16 protein-coding genes and 1 tRNA gene are annotated in these 18,004 nt (G+C 65.8%); 8 read left to right on the top strand and 9 right to left on the bottom strand.

Annotated elements, in window-relative coordinates; all coding sequences use genetic code 11:
- Position 1: 1 nt before the first annotated feature.
- Together AC5RVV_RS03065 and aceE are read right to left on the bottom strand one after the other, a co-directional pair.
- Entirely contained in the window at positions 2–1,333 is a 1,332-nt protein-coding gene (locus AC5RVV_RS03065) for a PucR family transcriptional regulator (RefSeq protein ID WP_493999942.1), read from the bottom strand.
- A gap of 128 nt (positions 1,334–1,461) precedes the next feature.
- Complete coding sequence (gene aceE, locus AC5RVV_RS03060) at positions 1,462–4,203, bottom strand: pyruvate dehydrogenase (acetyl-transferring), homodimeric type (RefSeq protein WP_493999941.1); 2,742 nt, start codon at positions 4,201–4,203, stop codon at positions 1,462–1,464.
- A 385-nt stretch (positions 4,204–4,588) separates the two neighbouring features.
- Here aceE and AC5RVV_RS03055 point away from each other — a divergent pair, with 385 nt between their 5' ends.
- From AC5RVV_RS03055 to gnd, 6 genes are all read left to right on the top strand, one after another.
- Complete coding sequence (locus tag AC5RVV_RS03055; RefSeq protein ID WP_493986977.1) at positions 4,589–5,011, top strand: DUF3052 domain-containing protein; 423 nt, start codon at positions 4,589–4,591, stop codon at positions 5,009–5,011.
- The gene (locus tag AC5RVV_RS03050; RefSeq protein WP_493999940.1) at positions 5,008–5,472 is read left to right on the top strand and encodes a peroxiredoxin; all 465 of its coding nucleotides are present in this window, start codon (positions 5,008–5,010) and stop codon (positions 5,470–5,472) included. The genes AC5RVV_RS03055 and AC5RVV_RS03050 overlap by 4 nt, the downstream gene beginning before the upstream one ends.
- Positions 5,473–5,477: 5 nt before the next feature.
- A complete protein-coding gene (locus AC5RVV_RS03045) occupies positions 5,478–6,311 on the top strand; it encodes an NAD-dependent protein deacetylase (RefSeq protein ID WP_493999939.1) in 834 nt (277 codons plus the stop codon).
- Between the two features lie 193 nt (positions 6,312–6,504).
- Positions 6,505–6,577, top strand: a tRNA-Val gene (locus AC5RVV_RS03040).
- Between the two features lie 924 nt (positions 6,578–7,501).
- A complete protein-coding gene (locus tag AC5RVV_RS03035; RefSeq protein ID WP_493999938.1) occupies positions 7,502–7,834 on the top strand; it encodes a hypothetical protein in 333 nt (110 codons plus the stop codon).
- Between the two features lie 126 nt (positions 7,835–7,960).
- Positions 7,961–9,397, top strand: a complete 1,437-nt coding sequence (gene gnd / locus AC5RVV_RS03030; protein ID WP_493999937.1) for an NADP-dependent phosphogluconate dehydrogenase — start codon at positions 7,961–7,963, stop codon at positions 9,395–9,397.
- Positions 9,398–9,492: 95 nt separating this feature from the next.
- Here gnd and AC5RVV_RS03025 read toward each other — a convergent pair whose 3' ends face one another.
- The 7 genes from AC5RVV_RS03025 to msrA form a co-directional block, all read right to left on the bottom strand.
- A complete protein-coding gene (locus AC5RVV_RS03025) occupies positions 9,493–10,017 on the bottom strand; it encodes a DUF1360 domain-containing protein (protein WP_493999936.1) in 525 nt (174 codons plus the stop codon).
- 181 nt (positions 10,018–10,198) lie between these two features.
- The gene (locus AC5RVV_RS03020; RefSeq protein ID WP_493999935.1) at positions 10,199–10,948 is read right to left on the bottom strand and encodes a sunset domain-containing protein; all 750 of its coding nucleotides are present in this window, start codon (positions 10,946–10,948) and stop codon (positions 10,199–10,201) included.
- A gap of 243 nt (positions 10,949–11,191) precedes the next feature.
- Positions 11,192–12,514, bottom strand: coding sequence for a hypothetical protein (locus AC5RVV_RS03015; RefSeq protein WP_493999934.1), 1,323 nt, complete (start codon positions 12,512–12,514; stop codon positions 11,192–11,194).
- A 254-nt stretch (positions 12,515–12,768) separates the two neighbouring features.
- Positions 12,769–13,755 (bottom strand): diaminopimelate dehydrogenase, encoded by a 987-nt coding sequence (locus AC5RVV_RS03010; RefSeq protein WP_493999933.1) that lies wholly within the window; start codon positions 13,753–13,755, stop codon positions 12,769–12,771.
- A 47-nt stretch (positions 13,756–13,802) separates the two neighbouring features.
- Positions 13,803–14,390, bottom strand: coding sequence for a serine O-acetyltransferase EpsC (epsC, locus tag AC5RVV_RS03005; protein ID WP_493977395.1), 588 nt, complete (start codon positions 14,388–14,390; stop codon positions 13,803–13,805).
- A gap of 47 nt (positions 14,391–14,437) precedes the next feature.
- Positions 14,438–15,373, bottom strand: coding sequence for a cysteine synthase A (gene cysK, locus AC5RVV_RS03000; protein WP_493977396.1), 936 nt, complete (start codon positions 15,371–15,373; stop codon positions 14,438–14,440).
- Between the two features lie 85 nt (positions 15,374–15,458).
- Positions 15,459–15,983, bottom strand: a complete 525-nt coding sequence (msrA, locus tag AC5RVV_RS02995; RefSeq protein WP_493999932.1) for a peptide-methionine (S)-S-oxide reductase MsrA — start codon at positions 15,981–15,983, stop codon at positions 15,459–15,461.
- Positions 15,984–16,080: 97 nt separating this feature from the next.
- On the opposite strand from msrA, the gene AC5RVV_RS02990 reads away from it, so the two are divergent.
- Entirely contained in the window at positions 16,081–17,136 is a 1,056-nt protein-coding gene (locus AC5RVV_RS02990; protein WP_493999931.1) for a Nif3-like dinuclear metal center hexameric protein, read from the top strand.
- Between the two features lie 74 nt (positions 17,137–17,210).
- The gene (locus AC5RVV_RS02985; protein ID WP_493999930.1) at positions 17,211–17,951 is read left to right on the top strand and encodes a zinc ribbon domain-containing protein; all 741 of its coding nucleotides are present in this window, start codon (positions 17,211–17,213) and stop codon (positions 17,949–17,951) included.
- Positions 17,952–18,004 lie beyond the last annotated feature (53 nt).

The following is an 18,004-nucleotide window of genomic DNA, read 5'->3' as shown; positions in this document are numbered from 1 at the left end:
ACTACTGCCGAGCCGCCGCGCGGTCCTTCGGGCTCCGCGCGGGAGCCACCAGGCGTCCCACGCCGAGGGCGGTCTGCAGCACGAAGGCCTCCCGCGGGAGCAGCGGATCCCAGCCGGTCACATCGCACACCCGGCGCAGTCGGTAGCGCACCGTGTTGGCGTGGACGAACAGTTCCCGCGCCGTGGCCTCCAGCGAATGCCCTAGGGACAGGTAGCTGGAGAGCGTTTCGACCAACCCGTTGCCGGCGTTGAGCAGCGGCACGTAGATGTACTTGTAGAGGTCGCGGCGCGCGGCGTCGTCGCCGGACATCACCCGTTCGGGCCACAGGTCGTTGGCGGCGACAGGACGCGGCGCGGCCGGCCAGGCCTTGGCCGCGTTGAGCCCGGCGAAGGCGGCCTGGGCCGAGGTGCTGGCGTCCACCAGCGAGCGGGCCTCCGGGCCGTAGACCACCGGCCCGGGCCCGAAGAGTTCGGCCAGGCGCACGAAGGCGGTGTCCTGGTCCGACAGGCCGCCCAGCACCAGGATCAGCCGCTCGCCCTGGATGCCCACCAGGGTGTCGGCGGCGTAGCGGGAGCTGGCGCGGCGCAGTTCGGTCACGAAGCTGGGGCCCGGTTCACCGGGGGAGCCGCCCACCATCACCGTGATGGGGCCGGTGGTCTTCCAGCCGACCGCGGCGATCCGGGAGCGCAGCGCGTCGGAGCTTTCGCCGCGCAGGATCGCGTCGACGACCAGCGCCTCGAGCCGGGTGTCCCAGGAGCCGCGAGTTTCGGCGGCGCGTGCGTACACGTCGGCGGCGGCGAAGGCGACCTCGCGGGAATAGCGCAGCACTGCTTCGCGCAGTTGGGCCTCGTCGCTTTCGCCGGCAAGGTCCGGCACTTCGTCTTCCACGGCTTCGACCACCACGCGGATCAGCTGCAGGGCGCGTTGCAGGCTGATGGAGCGGGTCAGCTCGGTGGGGGCGGTGCCGAAGACGTCGTTCATCACCCAGGCCGGGGACGTGGGGCGTTCGTACCATGTCACGAAGGACGCGATGCCCTTCTGTGCGACCAGGCCGAGGGCGGAGCGTTCGTCCGGCCGCAACCCGCGGTACCAGGGCAGGTCCGAATCCAGCCGCTTCAGGGTCACGGTCGCCAGCGCGCCGACCTTGGTCCGCAGCCGCTCCAACGTCGCCGGGTTGCCGGTCGCGGCCCGGTCGCCCTTCCGCCCGGCGCCGGCGCGCCGCCCGGCCGCACCGGATGTCGACGGCGGCGCCTGCTGTGCCGCGGTTTTCTTGGCGGCCGTCGTGCCCAGTGGGGCAGCCGTCTTGGCAGGTTCGGTCCGGGCGTGGGGCATGCAACGAGCATACGCACTTGGCCGGGCAAGCTCCATTCCGGCTTTTGTGTGGTTCCTACTAAAACAGGCGGCGGACCCGGCCGCGAAGGGCCGGGTCCGCCGCCCGTCGGGTGGCGCGTTGCCGCGGTTTAGGAGTCGCCCCCGGCGTTGCCCGAGGTGCCGGCATTGACGTCCATCAGGCGGTACTTGTCGAACGCGTCCCGCGGCACATTCTGGTCGACTTCGCCGCGGCGGGCCAGCATCTGCAGGGCCCGGACCACGATCGAGTGGCTGTCGATCTTGAAGAAGCGCCGGGCCGCGGCCCGCGTGTCGGAGAACCCGAAGCCGTCGGCGCCCAGGGTCGCGAACTCGTTGGGCAGGTACTGCCGGATCTGGTCCGGCACGGCCGCCATGTAGTCGCTGACCGCCACGATCGGGCCGGTCGCCCCTTCGAGCTGCTGGGCCACAAAGGGCTTGCGCGGCTCGGCGCCGGGGTTCAGGAACGCCTCCTCCTCGGCGGCCAGGCCGTCGCGGCGGAGTTCGTTCCAGCTGGTCACCGACCAGACATCGGCGGAGACGCCCCAGTCATCGGCCAGCAGCTGCTGGGCTTCCAGCGCCCACGGCACGGCCACGCCGGAGGCCAACAGCTGGGTGCGGGGCCCGTCGACCTTGGCCGGAGCCAGCAGGTAGATGCCCTTCACCAGGCCCTCGACGTCCAGTTCCTCCGGTTCGGCGGGCTGGAGGATCGGCTCGTTGTACACGGTCAGGTAGTACATCACGTTGGGATCCGGATGGTTCCCGCCGTACATGCGCTCCAGGCCGGCGCGCATGATGTGTCCGATCTCGTACCCGTAGGCCGGGTCATAGGTGACGACCGCCGGGTTGGTGGAGGCGAGGACCGGGGAATGCCCGTCCGCGTGCTGCAGGCCCTCGCCGGTCAGGGTGGTCCGTCCCGCGGTGGCGCCGATCACGAAGCCGCGGGCCATCTGGTCGGCGGCGGCCCAGAAGAAGTCACCGGTGCGCTGGAAGCCGAACATCGAGTAGAAGATGTAGATCGGCACCAACGGCTCGCCGTGGGTGGCGTAGGAGGTACCGACGGCTGTGAAGGCGGCGGTGGAGCCTGATTCGTTGATGCCGGTATGCAGGATCTGGCCCTGCGGGGATTCCTTGTACGCCAGGACCAGGTCGCGGTCCACGGACAGGTAGTTCTGGCCCTTGGGGTTATAGATCTTGGCGGTCGGGAAGAACGAGTCCATGCCGAAGGTCCGCGCCTCGTCCGGAATGATCGGGACCACGCGGGCACCGAATTCCTTGTCCCGCATCAGGTCCTTCAGCAGGCGCACGAACGCCATGGTGGTGGCCGCCTGCTGTTTCCCGGAGCCGCGCTTGGCAACCTCGTAGGCCTTGTCCTCGGGCAGGTGCAGCTGCTGGTGTGCGGTCCGGCGTTCCGGCACGGCGCCGCCGAGCGCGGCACGGCGCTCCATCATGTACTTGATCTCCGGGGTGTCCGGTCCCGGCCGGTAGTACGGCGGCCGGTACGGATCGGCCTCGAGCTGCTCGTCGGAGATCGGGATGCGCAGGTGGTCGCGGAAGTCCTTCAGGTCCTGCAGGGTCAGCTTCTTCATCTGGTGGGTCGCGTTGCGGCCCTCGAAGTGCGTGCCCAGGCCGTAACCCTTGACCGTCTGGGCGAGGACCACCGTGGGCTTGCCCTTGAATTCGGTGGCGGCGCGGTAGGCGGCGTAGACCTTGTGGTAGTCGTGGCCGCCGCGCTTGAGGTTCCAGATCTGCTCGTCGGTCATGTCCGCGACCATTTCCTTGGTCTGCGGGGTCTTGCCAAAGAAGTGCTCGCGGACGAACCCGCCGGATTCGGCCTTGTAGGTCTGGTAGTCGCCGTCGAGGGTGGAGTTCATGATGTCCACCAGCGCGCCGTCATGGTCCTTGGCGAGCAGTTCGTCCCACTCCCGGCCCCAGGTCACCTTGATGACATGCCAGCCGGCGCCGCGGAAGAAGGCCTCGAGCTCCTGCATGATCTTGCCGTTGCCGCGCACCGGCCCGTCGAGACGCTGCAGGTTGCAGTTGATCACGAAGGTTAGGTTGTCCAGCTTTTCGTTGGCTGCCAGCTGCAGGAAGCCGCGCGACTCCGGTTCGTCCATCTCGCCGTCGCCCAGGAAGGCCCAGACGTGCTGGTCGGAGGTGTCCTTGATCCCGCGGTTCTGCAGGTAGCGGTTCAGCTGCGCCTGGTAGATGGCGTTGGCCGGGCCGATGCCCATGGAAACGGTGGGGAATTCCCAGAACTCGGGCATGGAGCGCGGGTGCGGGTAGGAGGGCAGGGCGTGGCCTTCGCGGGACTTTTCCTGCCGGAAACCGTCCAGGTCCTCCTCGGACAGCCGGCCTTCGAGGAAGGCACGCGCGTACATGCCGGGGGAGGCGTGGCCCTGGAAGAAGACCTGGTCGCCGCCGCCGGGGTGGTCCTTGCCGCGGAAGAAATGGTTGAAGCCCACTTCATAGAGGGTGGCTGCGCCGGCGTACGTGGAGATGTGTCCGCCCACGCCGATGTCAGGTCGCTGGGCCCGGTGCACCAGCATGGCGGCGTTCCAGCGCATCCAGGCGCGGTAGCGGCGCTCAATCTCCTCGTCGCCCGGGAACTCCGGCTCCTGGTCGACCGGAATGGTATTGACATAGTCCGTGGTGGTCACCATCGGCACGCCGACGCTCTGCGCACCCGCACGCTGCAGGATGGAGCGGACAATAAACTGGGCCCGTTCGGTGCCCTGGCTCTCCACCAGACCGTCGAAGGACTCAATCCATTCGGCGGTTTCTTCGGGATCGCGATCCGGCAGCTGGCTTGTCAGCCCGCTCAGGATGTGCGAGGTATCTTCTCCTGCGCTCACGTCCAACCTCTCATATGTGCAGATTGTGTCTGCGCCTTACGTGGCATAGCGACCCGGCGCATGGTTCGGCCGGGAGATATTCTTCAGTGCCACTCTAACTGTTCACGGCATTACAACGCAGCCGGAGCCGGCCATGCCAGTTGTTACGACGACGTCGGAGGCCGCCCCGCCGTCGCCGTCGTCGGACCCACCGGCGCCGGTCCCCGCGGGCGCCCGCCGTCGTCCCTTAAGAAAGAGGCGTAAAGCGGCGCCGCGGCGCGGCAAAAAACGGCAGCGTCCTGCGGGTGGCTTGAAGCGACGGCGATTAGGGTGTTGGCTTGTAACTAGCAACACGCCCATCGCCGTCGGCGGGGTGAATCAATACGTTCCATACAGGAGGAGCACAGTGGGCGAGGCCGAAGCCGCCGCGGTAGAGAATGTGGCAGGCAATTTGGGTTTCAAAGACGGGGACCTGATCCAGGAATTCGGCTATGACGAGGACGTGGACTTCGATCTGCGTGACGACATCGAGGACCTCACCGGCTCCGAACTGCTCACCGAGGACGACCACGACGTGGTGGACGCGGTGATCCTGTGGTGGCGCGACGGCGACGGCGACCTGGTGGACGCGCTGGTCGACACGCAGACAACCCTCGGGCCGGGCGGAGTGGTCTGGGTGCTGACGCCGAAGTCCGGCCGGGATGGTTACGTGCCGCCGGCCGACGTCCAGGAAGCGGCGCCTACCGCCGGCCTGCACGTGACCACTTCCGCCGGCGTCTCCGGCGATTGGGCCGCCACCCGGCTGGTCAGCAAGCGGACCAACAAGTGACCGCGGACGCACCCCGGACCGGGCTGCCCGCACCCGATTTCGAGCTGGCGAACCAGTTCGGCGAACCCGTCAGGCTCTCCGCCCTGCGCGGTGAGAACGTCGTGCTGGTCTTCTACCCGTTCGCCTTTTCCGGCATCTGCACCGGCGAACTGTGCGAGCTGCGCGACGACCTGGGCCTCTTCCGCAGCGAGAATGCCCGCGTGCTGGCCGTGTCCGTTGACCATAAGTTCGCCCTGCGCGCGTTCGCGGAGCAGGAAGGCTACGAGTTCGACCTGCTGGCCGACTTCTGGCCGCACGGCGACGTGGCCAAGGCCTACGGCGTGTTCGACGACGACTCCGGCATGGCGCTGCGCGGCACCTTCATCATCGACGCCGAAGGCATCCTGCGGCACGTGATCCGCAATCCCCGCAGCCAGGCCCGCGACATCCAGGAATACCACCGCGTGCTGAAAGAGCTCTAGCCGCCATGGAGTTGCTGCGGCCGGCGCTCGAGATCCTGGCTGGACACCGTCTGGCCGTGTTGACCGGCGCGGGCCTCAGCACCGATTCCGGCATCCCGGACTACCGCGGCCCCACCTCCGTCCCGCGCGCACCGATGACCTACCAGCAGTTCGTCGGCGACGAGGACCTGCGCCGCCGCTACTGGGCGCGCAACCACATCGGCTGGCGGCACATGCACCACGCCGCGCCCAACCTTGGCCACTACGCGCTGGCAGCGATGGAGCAGAACGGCCTGCTCAGCGGCCTGATCACGCAGAACGTGGACCGGCTGCATGAGGACGCCGGCAGCGTGAACGTGATCGACCTGCACGGGCGTTTCGACCGGGTGATCTGCCTGGACTGCGGGGACGTGACCAGCCGCTCCTCGCTGGCGGTGCGGCTGGAGGAACTCAACCCCGCCTACGCCGCCGCCGGCGATGCCGGCGACGTCGCTCCGGATGCCGACGCCGACGTCGCCGACACCTCCCGCTTCGTCGTGGCCGACTGCCTGGTCTGCGGCGGCATGCTCAAGCCGGACTTCGTTTACTTCGGCGAGAATGTCCCCAAGGACCGGGTGGCGGCGGCCTACGCCATGGTGGACGACGGCGAGGCGCTGCTGGTTGCCGGGTCCTCGCTCACCGTGATGAGCGGCCTGCGGTTCGTCCGGCACGCCGCCAAACAGGGCAAACCCGTGGTGATCATCAACCGCGGCCCTACCCGCGGCGACGACTTGGCCGACCTGAAGCTGGAAACCGGCGTCTCCGAGGCTCTTGGCCACCTGGCGGCGGAGTTGCCGGGCCGGCTCCAGAAGCCGGCCTGAGACGCGGCCAGGAGGACGTGCCGCCCCTTCGATGCGCCGGCTGTTGACCCTGAGGGAGGTCTCAGGTTACAGGTTGCATCGTGTTGATCCGCACGTAAATTTGGTTGGCGTTCACGCCGGTTTATCCGGTAGAGTAAATCCTCGTGATGTTGCGGCGGATAACGCTCCGCGGTCCCGCTTTCGACATTACAACGGGTCTTTAGCTCAGCTGGTAGAGCGCCACGTTTACACCGTGGATGTCATCGGTTCGATCCCGGTAGGACCCACGGACAAACCCCGCACTGTCAGGCAAGACGCCTGGGAATGCGGGGTTTTTTCGTGCCCAGCTCCACTGGCCGGGCTGAGCCGCAGTCTCCGGTTTCTGGGTTCAGGCTTCGATTCCTAAGTGAATCTTGAGGTCCAGCGGGCGCCTGCCGGTGTAACGTGGGGCTCCCGGTGGCCGCTGCAGGGGGCAGTGGAACCGGATGGATGAGGTAACGGCCCCGCCCGCTGTTGGGGGATGGGCGGGGCTGTCCCTCAGCGTTGCAGATGCCGGATAAGGTGATCGTCCGCGCGCAGCATTCGACCGCGTCGAAGCCCCTTTCCCGCGAATCCGACACCCGGCCCGGCGGCCCTATCTTCCGCACCGCCCGGCAAGGACACGCCGTCCTGCCGTGCCGCTGCATGGTCTCGTGCGGGACATCTACCGGGCACGTGAAAAACTTGTCAGCCATACTCGTCGCTCGCGAGAAATTTCGTCTCGGGGATCACAGCCGGCACACAGGTCCAAAGGGAAAGGCACTGTCCCGTGAGGGACAGTGCCTTTCGGGGCAGCCGTTAGATGGGGGATCAACGGAACTGCCAGGGGATAAGCGGTGCAGCAACCGGGGAGATGGGGGCTCCCGGGCGTTCAATGCCACCGCCAAGCCACAGTCTGCCATGACCCGTGGGCATTTCTCAACCACCATGATTGATCAGTTAAGCGTGTCGCTCGTTATCGGCAAATACGGGTTAAAACACGGCACACGCCCTTACCATCCGCGAGCCGCCGAACGGTGCTGCCGAGTACTTATTGTGCCGATCTTATGCCAAGACAGAGCGGCCGCTGCGTCATGCAATAACGGTTAAGCAACGGCGCCGTGAAGCTCTCTACAACCGGCCTCCGGTCTGCAACGCTGGACCGATCATGCTGGTTTTCACGAGGGGCAACAATGGAGAAGTTCTGCAGGACTGCCGGCCGCACGTTCGTCCCTGCACGCACCGTCTCGGCACGGCGACGTGCCTGCTCCGGAACGCACCGCCGGCCGTGCTCCGAACAGGACCTCGGCCTGATACCGGCGCAGGACCCGCTGGATGAAATCGGGCTGCCCGCGGCCTCGCCTCGAGCGTTGACTCCCCGCCCGGACCCCGGCACGGACGCCATCGCCGGCAGGGGCTTTCCCGGCGCCATCGCCGGCAGGGGCTTTCCCGGCGAGGACGACGCGGACGATGACGCAATCGACGCCTGGCTGCGCTTCCGACCCTCGGCTGCCCCTGGCGAATGAGTCATAGCTAACGTCAGCCCGCTTAGCCGGTGCCGCCGGTCGGGATTAGGCTTGAGGAGGAACCACGGCCCGCTCGGGCTGTACGCTGACGTCCCTGACCGCGGGGACCGCACACATGGAGACTCAATGAGCGCACACATCGGTGTGACAGGTCTGGCCGTCATGGGCGCCAACCTGGCACGGAACTTCGCCCGCAACGGCTACACGGTCGCCCTGCACAACCGCTCGGTGGAAAAGACGGACGCCTTGCTGTCCGCCCACGGCGACGAGGGCGACTTCATCCGCACCGAGTCGCTGCAGGAGCTGGTGGAGAACCTGCAGAAGCCCCGCCGCGTGCTCATCATGGTCAAGGCCGGCAAGCCGGTCGACTCCGTCATCGAGCAGTTGGTGCCGTTGCTGGAAGAGGGCGACATCGTCATTGACGCCGGCAACTCGCACTACGAGGACACCCGGCGCCGCGAGGCCGCCTTGGCCGAGAAGGGGCTGCACTTCGTCGGCATCGGGGTCTCGGGCGGCGAGGAAGGGGCGCTCCTCGGCCCATCCATCATGCCCGGCGGCTCCCGGCAGTCCTACGACTCGCTCGGCCCCATGCTGGAAAAGATCTCCGCCAAGTACGACGGCGAACCCTGCTGCAGCTGGGTGGGCACGGATGGCGCGGGCCATTTCGTAAAGATGGTGCACAACGGCATCGAGTACGCGGACATGCAGGTCATCGGCGAGGCCTACGACCTGCTCCGCACCGGTGCAGGCCTGGAACCGCAGCAGCAGGCCGAGATCTTCACCGCGTGGAACAAGACCGAGCTCTCGTCCTTCCTGATTGAGATCACCGCCGAGGTGCTTGCCCACACGGACGCCAAGACCGGCAAGCCGTTCGTCGACGTGGTGGTGGACTCGGCCGGGCAGAAGGGCACCGGGCGCTGGACCGTCGTCTCCGCGCTCGAACTCGGGTCGCCGGTCTCCGGCATTGCCGAGTCGGTTTTCGCGCGCGGCCTTTCCTCGCAGCGCGGCCAGCGCGCCATAGCCCAGGACGTGCTGGCAGGACACGAAGAAGACGTCAAGGTCCCGCAGAGCTTCGTCGAGGACGTCCGCCAGGCGCTGTTCGCCTCCAAGCTGGTCAGCTACGCCCAGGGCATCGACATGCTCGGTTCCGCAGCGGGCGAGTACGGCTGGGATCTGAAGCTGGATGAGATCGCCTCTCTCTGGCGCGCCGGCTGCATCATCCGCGCCGAGCTGCTGGACGACATCATGAAGGCCTACGCCGGCGACTCAAAGCCTGAAAACCTGCTCTTCGCCCCGGCCTTCGCCGATGCGATCGGCGCGGCAGTCCCGGCGTGGCGCCGAGTCGTGGCCACCGCCGTCCAGCTCGGCATCCCGGTACCGGTATTTGCCTCCTCGCTGGCCTACTACGACGGGCTGCGCCGCAAGCGCCTGCCGGCCGCCCTGACCCAGGGCCTGCGCGACCTCTTCGGCGCACACACCTACGGCCGGACGGACGCGGAAGGCACCTTCCACACCCTGTGGAGCGGCGACAAGTCGGAGGTCTCCGCCGTCGACACGCACTGACTCGGACGGCGGACAGCCGCCTGAGGAGCTTCCGGAGCCCCCAACCGACTCTTGCGGTTGGGGGCTTCGTCGGCTGCCACCGCTTTCGTCGGAAACTACGCCGCCGACTTCTGTACCTTCGAGTAGAAGAACTGGAGGAGGTCGGATCCGAATTCCGCGGTGAGCAGGGCGGCCGCCCAGCGGGTTGGCTTCGGAGCCAGCAACAGCCCGAAGATGAAGCCGCTGGCCACCCATTGGCCCAGGCAGAACGGGCACGTCAGCAGTTCGCCGATGGCTTTCTGCGGTCCGGTGCCGCGCACGTCTTCGGCCAGTTCGGCTGCTCCGCTTTGTCCTTCAAAGGAAGTGAACGGAGCCCGCAGCGGGCTGGTGACCGGGGCCTTGGTCAGCAGTCGGGAGAGCTTGTGTGTCGCGACGGCGATCAGCGCCAGGTCGCTCCACCGGGGCGCGTCCGGCACGGTGCGGCCGGAGCGGCGAACGGCGGCTGTCCCCAGTGCCAGTCCTGTGCCGTGGACGCCCATCAACATCAGGAAAGAGCCCAGCGGCAGGTGCTCTCCGTGGCTGTATTCGTCCTTCTTGTGCCGTAACCGGGCCCGTAATCTTTGAGCTGTTTCCTGATACATGTGGTGCTTGCCCTCCCGGTCTGGTGCCCTGGGGGCGAGTTTATCGGCGCCATGGGCGACGCAACAGGGCAGGACACCCGTGGAACCGCACGACCGGCGGGCTAAAACCGCACCGTTAAGCGGAAATCGGCCCCTCCTCGGAGAGTTGAGGAGGGGCCGATTGTCTCAGGTTTGAGTCCGGCTATCGCTTCGAAGCGCGGTAGCCGGCAGCCCGAGCTGCACTTTCGGTGGCAAAGCACTCTTCGGGGCTGGTGCGCGAGTAGAAGCCACCGCCTGGGACGTGATAAATCCACTCGCCCGAGGAGCTTTGATTGCCTTTGATGGGGTATCCGGCCGGGCAATAGTGTCCGTTGGGGGCACTTCGGGTGGGCTTCTTTCCGGCCGTGATCGTGAGAGCCTGCGTCTTCGTCGCGGTGCGCGTGTAGGTCGAGGACGGCAACCGGTACTTCACCGTCGTGGTGACCTTGTACCTGCCGGCCCGCAGGGAAACCGACTTCTTGTTCTTGGTTACGGTCTTACTGCCGGCTTTCACCGTCAGCGTCTTGGACACGACTTTCACGCCCTTGGCAGACGAAACATTCGGCTTGATGGTTGCCGTGCCGTTGTAAGGAGCCTTCTTTCCCGCAATGGTCTTCAGCGCAACTGCAGTGCGGACCACGAGCTTCTGCGTCTTCGACGTCGTCTTGAGGTTCGAGTAGACGCGCTGGCCGTCCACTTCTGCGTACGTCTTGTACTTCACGGTTGTGGCAACCGAGTAGGTCCCGGCCTTGAGCTTCGCGCTCTTCTTGTTCCTGAGCACGGTCTTGCTGCCTTGCTTAACCGTGATGGTCTTGGCTGTCACGGTGACCCAGCCGGTGGCGGCAACCGTAGGCTTCACCGTTGCAGTGCCGTTGACGGGGGCAACCGGGCTGCCGATATTTTTGATCGCCACGCTCGTTTCGGGCGCAGGCGTCGGGACCGTCGCCCCGACGGCGGGACCAGTCACCGCTGTGACGGCCTCGACGGGAGCCGCGGTTGCGGCAGTGACGGAGCCTAGAAGGAGCGAGGCAGCGGCTGCGAACGCAGCGGCGCCACGCACGTAAGGTGCGAGTTTCAATTTCCCCAACTTTCCCGGGCGCAGCCCGGAACCAAAATGATTAACTGGTTAATCGTACGAGCAATAATGCTCAGGCACCTAGAATCCTTGGACGTACTCAACGGAGTCGTCGTACCAATCGGTGATGCGCCAGACTCCGCCCTTGACTGCAGCGGCCGGGACATCGGCAAAAACGACTCCGTAACCAATGGAGGAATCAACGTCCACCGTCGGCGGAAGCAGCGGCCCCATGTCGAGATAGGAATCTATTACCGTATACCCGGAGTCGTCGTAGGTGTTCCCGTCTGCACCGATGTATTCCACGACGATCCAGTCGGCCGGATCCATGGTGGAATCGCTGCTGTTACCCAAGAGCAATTCCACGTAAAGATCCGCTTTTCCTGACTCTGTGTTGCTTGGGTATTGACGTGGTTCGAAGAACAGCACGTTCCAGTCAGGCAAAGTGAATATTTTGTCGATAGCGAAGGGGTCTTGCCTCGACGATCGTACAAACAGCACCATTTCTGCTGAGGTCGCTTTTCCGGCCTTGTTCGTTACTACGACCCGGTAGGTATCCAGTTCGTTCTTCGACCGTGCGGTAAACGTGTAGTTCGCGCTTGTTGCTCCCGAAATCCTCTTCCACGAGACCTTTCCGTCGGTTCCTTCGACCCCACGTTCCCACGCGTAGGAAAGGGATCCGCCCGTGGCTTGGCTCTTGATAGTGATGGATTGGCCAGTGGTGGTCTCAATCGAACGCGGGATCTTAACCGTCGGTTTGACGACGGTCGTGACCTTCACGCTGTTGGAAGTTGCCTTTCCTGCCTTGTTGCCCGCGACGGCCCGGTACTCGGTTACTGACTGTCCGGAGGGAGTTGTGAAGGTGTGGGTTGACCTGGTGGCCGAGGAAATGTTCGCCCATTTGGATCCTGCCTTACGCTGCCACTGGTATGACATGGCTCCGCCACTCGCTTTGACTGAAAGCGTTACCTTCGATCGTGCCGGAGTGGTCACGTTCTTGGGCTCGGTTGTGATCCTGGGTGAGGTGACAACGGTGAGCGTGGCGCTCCTCGACGTGATCTTTGAGCGGGAGTTGGAGACGATCACGCGGTACTGCGCTCCATTAAGGCTGGCCGTGGCCTTGACCTTGAGAGTGTGGGTTTTGGCAGAAGCTCCGGTGGCTTTGACCCAGTTGTTGGACTTAGGTTTTTTGACCTGCCATTGATACCTGAGTTTGCTGCCGACTGCCTTGACGTTGAAGCTATGGGTCTTGCCGCTGGCCACAGTTGAGGACTTCGGGGCACCCGTGATCGTTGCCTTCACGACTGCCGTGGAGACCGCTGTCGTTGAAGCGACGGTAACGCCGACTGGGTTCGCCTGAGCCTGAGCGAGTGTTATTGGTGCAGTGAATAAAAGAGTGGCCATTGAAACTGTAACGGCGCGCTGAAGCAGTCTTTTCAAGAATTTCCCCCAACAGGAATGACAACAGAGCAGACGGAAGAAAAAGCTCCTCGTCAGGTTGAGGAGTTATCCGAATAATACTCAATCATTCGGCATAAGCAGTCAACGGCGTCATGGAGCCCGAGAAACCCTGACAGACAGCGAGAGGCCCCTCTGCTCCGCGCAGAGGGGCCTCTTAGGATCGATGGTCGAGCCTACCGGTAGACCGCGACGAGTTGCTACAGCAACTCAGCGCGCAGTTCCGCCGCAGATTTGGGGGAGAGCAGGCCGGGCGGTACGTCGAAGACGGTGACGGCGCCGAACCGGCCCTGCTGGTGCAGGCGGTGCACGGCCCGGGCGTAGGCCACCAAGACGCTGGCGGTGAACTCCGGGTTGCTCTCCAGCGAGAGTCCGTACTCGATGACTTGGGCGTGTTCGTCACTGGTGTTGCCGCTGCGGATGGTCATCCCACCGTGCGGCATGGCGCTGTGGTCGCGGGCCAGTTCCTCGGCCGAGATGAAGTGGACCTCGGTGTCGTACTGGTCAAAGTAGTGCGGCATGGTCACGATGGCTTCCTTGACCGCTGCGGGGTCGGCGCCGTCTGCCAGCACCACGAAGCATTCACGGGTGTGCTTCTGCCGCGTTTCCAGCTGCGGGCGGCTGCCGTCGCGCACCTGTTCAATCGCGGCTTCCGACGGCAGTGTGTACTGCACGCCGGCAGCGACACCGGGAACGCGCCGGACGGCGTCGGAATGTCCCTGGCTCAGCCCGCGGCCCCAGAAGGTGTAGGTATCGCCGTCGGGCAGGAGGGCCTCCCCGTACACGCGGTTGATGGAAAACATCCCGGGGTCCCAGCCGGCGGAAATCAGCGCTGTCTTTCCGGCGGCCCGCGCCGGCGCGTCGACGGCGTCGAAGTATTCGGGGATGCGGGCGTGCGTGTCGAAGCTGTCCACCGTGTTAAAGCGGGCCGCCATGACCGGACCCTGCTGCGGGAGGTCCTCCTTGGAACCGCCGCACAGGATCAGCACGTCGATGCTGTCTTCGTGGGCGGCCAGGTCGTCCATGGCGTATACGGCAGTCTCCTCGCGCAGCGTGGCAAGGTCCCCGGGGGATCGGCGGGTGAAGACCCCGGCCAGTTCCATGTCCGGGTTCTTGGCTACCGCGGCCTCCACGCCGCGGCCCAGGTTTCCGTAGCCGGCTATGCCGATGCGGATCGATTCGCCCACGGCTTGTCCTCTCGTCAGGTTCAACGTTTATCGGGCAGCAGTGGACGTTAGATCCACATCGCCGGGTCGATGTATTCGGCCGGGTCGACGGCCGGCTTGGTTTCGCGCTGCGGATCGCGGTGCCGGAAGGTGGCCGGAATGCCGGTGATGATCGATTCCGGCGGAGCGTCCTTGACCACCACGGCGTTCGCCCCGACGGCGCTGTCGGCCCCGATGACCACGGGGCCCAGCACTTTGGCCCCGGCACCGATGACCACCCGGTCGCCGATGGTGGGGTGACGCTTAACCTTGTCCAGCGAACGGCCGCCGAGCGTGACGCCGTGGTAGAGCATCACGTCGTCGCCGATTTCGGCCGTCTCGCCGATCACCACGCCCATGCCGTGGTCAATGAAGAACCGGCGGCCGATGGTCGCGCCGGGATGGATTTCGATGCCGGTCAGGAAGCGTCCCGCCTGCGAAATCAGCCGGGCCGGCAGCCGCAGCGACGGTTTGGCCCACAGCCTGTGGGTCAGCCGGTGGATCCAAATCGCGTGCAGCCCGGAGTAGGCCAGGAAATTCTCCACGTGGCCCCGGGCCGCCGGGTCGTGCGACCGGGCGGCCTCGAGGTCTTCACGCAGTCGCGCTAGGAAACCCATGTGCTCTTTCTGCTTGAACAGCGCCGCTCGGCGGCAGGGGAAGCTGGTTAGCCGCGGATGTCGTCGTACAGGATCGTGGAAATGTAGCGCTCACCGAAGTCGGGCACCACGGCCACGATCAGCTTACCGGCGTTCTCCGGGCGCTTCGCGACTTCCAGCGCCGCCCACACGGCCGCACCCGAGGAGATGCCGCCGAGGATGCCTTCCTTGATGCCCAGATCGCGGGCGACGGCGACCGACGCCGACGTCGGTGCGTCCAGCACCTCGTCGTAGACGCTGGTGTTCAGCACCTCCGGCACGAAGTTGGCGCCGAGGCCCTGGATCTTGTGCGGGCCGGGGCTGCCGCCGGTGAGGATGGGGGAGTCTTCCGGCTCGACGGCGATGATCTGGACGCCGGGCTTGCGCTCCTTCAGCAGGCCGCCGGCGCCGGTGATGGTGCCGCCGGTGCCGATGCCGGCCACCAGGATGTCCACCTGGCCATCGGTGTCGGCCCAGATTTCCTCGCCGGTGGTAGTGCGGTGGATCAGCGGGTTGGCCTCATTGGCGAACTGCTGCGCCCAGATGGAGTTTTCCGTGTTGGCCACGATCTCCTTGGCCTTCTCCACAGCGCCGCGCATGCCCTCGGAACCGGGGGTCAGCACGATTTCGGCACCGAAGGCGCGCAGCATGACGCGGCGCTCGGTGGACATGGTCTCCGGCATGGTCAGGATCACCTTGTAGCCGCGGGCTGCCCCTACCATGGCCAGCGCGATGCCGGTGTTGCCGGAGGTGCCCTCCACGATGGTGCCGCCGGGCTTCAGCGCACCTGCCTTCTCGGCGGCGTCGACGATGGCCACGCCAATCCGGTCCTTGACCGAGTTGGCGGGGTTGTAGAACTCCAGCTTCACGGCGATCTGGGCCGGCAGGCCCTCGGTGAGCCGGTTCAGGCGCACCAGCGGGGTGCGCCCCACAACCTGGGTGACGTCGTCGTAAATCGGGGCCATGTTTTCCTGCCTTCTGGCCGTTCGGGCCGTTACAGATGGGGGTAACAAAACTTCTTCCACACTAGTCAGGGCGGCGAGCCGTGAGCTAAGCGGTGAGCCATTCGGCGTAATATTTTCGGGCCTTGGCCAGCTTCGGATTGATGATCACCTGGCAGTAGCCGGCATCGGGATGCTTGGCGTAGAAGTTCTGGTGATATTCCTCCGCCGGATAGAAATCGGGCAGCCGCACGACCTCGGTCACGATGGGGTCCTGCCAGTCGGACTGTGCGCGCTCGATGGCAGCCTCGAAGGTTCGCTTCTGTTCGTCGTCGACGTAGAACATCGACGAGCGATACTGCGTCCCGACGTCGTAGCCCTGGCGGTTCAGGGTGGTGGGGTTGTGCGATGCGAAGAACATCCCCAGGATGACGTCCTCGGGCACCACCGTTTCGTCGAACGTCACGGCCACCACCTCTGCGTGCCCCGTCGTTCCGGAGCAGACCGCCTCGTAGGAGGGACTCTTCACGTGGCCGCCGGTGTAGCCGGAAACCACCTCCGTGACACCGCGCGTCCTGTTGTAGACCGCGTCGAGGCACCAAAAGCAGCCACCGCCAAGCACAAAAGTCTTCATGGCTTAACAATGTCACGGACCCCTCGAATGTTCCCGGGCCGCGAACGCGGGCGGCGGCTGGTGGGCTGACCACCGCGGATGGGGTAGAAAAGGATTCATGGTCGACGACGAACAGCTCCGCACAGGGGACGCCGAAGCCCCCGCAGGCCCCGCAGGCCCCGAAGGCCCCGTGGGAACCCAGGCTGCCGAGGCAAACGCAACGCCCGACGGCGCCAACGCCCCCGAGGGAAGCGCAACCCCCGAAGGAAACGAAGTCCCCGCAGGGACCGAAGCCGCCGAGGGAACCGAAGCCTCGGTGCGGGACGAAGCGCGGCCGACTACGCCGGTGCTGGGCGATGTGCTCCTGGCCATCGAAGAGCTCTGGCCCGAATCGCTCGCCGAGCAATGGGATGCAGTGGGCCCCGTCGTCGGCCGGCCCTCCTCCGCCGTGCAGAAGATCATGTTCGCCGTGGATCCGACAACCGAAGTGATCACCGAGGCCATCGAGTGGGGCGCCGACCTGCTGCTCACGCACCACCCGCTGCTGCTGAAGCCGGTCAACTCGGTCGCAACCACCAGCTTCAAGGGAGACGCCGTGCACCGGCTGATCGAAAGCGGCTGCGCCTTGGTCACGGTTCACACCAACGCTGACAGTGCCGTCGGAGGCGTATCCGACGTGCTCGCCGACGCGCTCGGGCTGCGGGACGTACGGCCGCTCTCGCCGGCCGACAACGGGTTGCCAGAAGAAGGCATCGGGCGGGTGGGGGAGCTGGCCGAGGCCAAGACGCTGGGCGAGTTCGCCGAGCAGGTATTCAGCATCCTGCCGGCCGTCGCCGGGGGAGTGAGGGTGGCCGGCGACCGCAACGGGGTTATCCGCAGTGTGGCCGTGTGCGGCGGTGCCGGCGACTCGCTGCTCGATCAGGTCCGCGCATCGCGGGCGGACGTTTATGTCACGGCCGACCTGCGCCACCACCCGGCGTCCGAAGCGCGAGAGGGGGCCGTGGACGGCCGGCCGTACCTCATCGACGTCTCTCATTTCGGCAGCGAATGGTTGTGGCTGACGCCGGCGTCCGTGGCGCTGGACAATGTCCTGGCCGACCAGGGCTACTCGGTGGAAGTCAAGGTCAGCGTCACCAACACCGATCCGTGGGATTTCGTCCTGACTCCGGGGTAGCAGCGCTTCGTCCGGACTGTAGGCTTGGACGAGGCTGAACCGCAGCGGTTCCGCAGCGTTTTGAAAGGACGTACATGGCGAAGGCACCGGCTTCCGAGCAACTGAGGTTGCTCGACCTGCAGGCATTGGACGGCAAGCTCACCCAACTGAGCCGCCGCGCTGCAGCCACCGCCAAGAATGCCGACATCGACGCGCTGGTGGAGAAGCTTGCGGCCGCCGACTCGTCGCTGGTCGCCCTGAACACGGAGATTGCGGACACCGAACGCGAGCTGAAGCGCGCCGAAGGCGACGTCGAAACCGTCCAGTCGCGGATCGAACGCGACCAGAAGCGCTTGGACAGTGGAGCGGGTTCGCCCAAGGACCTGACCGCGCTGCAGCACGAACTGGTGTCGCTGAACAAGCGCCGCAGCGACCTGGAAGACGTGGAGCTGGAAGTGATGGAGCGCCTCGAGGGGCTCCGCACCCGCCAGGCCCAGCACCAGCAGGCCAACGACCAGCTGCGCGAAGAACTGTCCGGCTTGGAGCGCGCCCGCGACGAAGAGCTCGCCGGCATCGAAAGCGAACGTGCCGCCGCAGCCGCTGAACGCCAGGAAGTGGCTGGCAGCTTCGAGGCGTCCCTGCTGGCCGTCTACGAAAAGACCCTTGCCCACCGAGGCATCGGCGCCGCCCGGCTGTTCCATGGCAAGTCGGAGGGCTCGGGCATGCAGCTCAGCCCCGGCGACCTGGCCGACATCCGCAAGGCCGCACCGGACGACATCGTATTCTGCCCTGACTCAGGCTGCATCCTGATCCGCTCGGAGGAGTGGGGCAGCTAGAAGGGCGTCGAACAAGTGCCGCCCTTACACCGTCCTTCGAGCGGTTGGTTTGA

The sequence above is a fragment of the Arthrobacter sp. MDT2-34-1 genome (assembly GCF_059091365.1).
Note: the sequence above shows the minus strand (reverse complement) of the source record. Positions and strands in the feature narration are given on the sequence as shown.

Bases quoted from the DNA above. Each gene is read 5' to 3' on its own strand.
- AC5RVV_RS03065 (WP_493999942.1), bottom strand. From the start codon at position 1,333: ATGCCCCACGCCCGGACCGAACCTGCCAAGACGGCTGCCCCACTGGGC.
- AC5RVV_RS03045 (WP_493999939.1), top strand. From the start codon at position 5,478: ATGGAGTTGCTGCGGCCGGCGCTCGAGATCCTGGCTGGACACCGTCTG.
- AC5RVV_RS02985 (WP_493999930.1), top strand. From the start codon at position 17,211: ATGGCGAAGGCACCGGCTTCCGAGCAACTGAGGTTGCTCGACCTGCAG.
- AC5RVV_RS02990 (WP_493999931.1), top strand. From the start codon at position 16,081: ATGGTCGACGACGAACAGCTCCGCACAGGGGACGCCGAAGCCCCCGCA.
- AC5RVV_RS03015 (WP_493999934.1), bottom strand. From the start codon at position 12,514: ATGGCCACTCTTTTATTCACTGCACCAATAACACTCGCTCAGGCTCAG.
- epsC (WP_493977395.1), bottom strand. From the start codon at position 14,390: ATGGGTTTCCTAGCGCGACTGCGTGAAGACCTCGAGGCCGCCCGGTCG.
- AC5RVV_RS03035 (WP_493999938.1), top strand. From the start codon at position 7,502: ATGGAGAAGTTCTGCAGGACTGCCGGCCGCACGTTCGTCCCTGCACGC.
- gnd (WP_493999937.1), top strand. From the start codon at position 7,961: ATGAGCGCACACATCGGTGTGACAGGTCTGGCCGTCATGGGCGCCAAC.
- cysK (WP_493977396.1), bottom strand. From the start codon at position 15,373: ATGGCCCCGATTTACGACGACGTCACCCAGGTTGTGGGGCGCACCCCG.
- msrA (WP_493999932.1), bottom strand. From the start codon at position 15,983: ATGAAGACTTTTGTGCTTGGCGGTGGCTGCTTTTGGTGCCTCGACGCG.
- AC5RVV_RS03025 (WP_493999936.1), bottom strand. From the start codon at position 10,017: ATGTATCAGGAAACAGCTCAAAGATTACGGGCCCGGTTACGGCACAAG.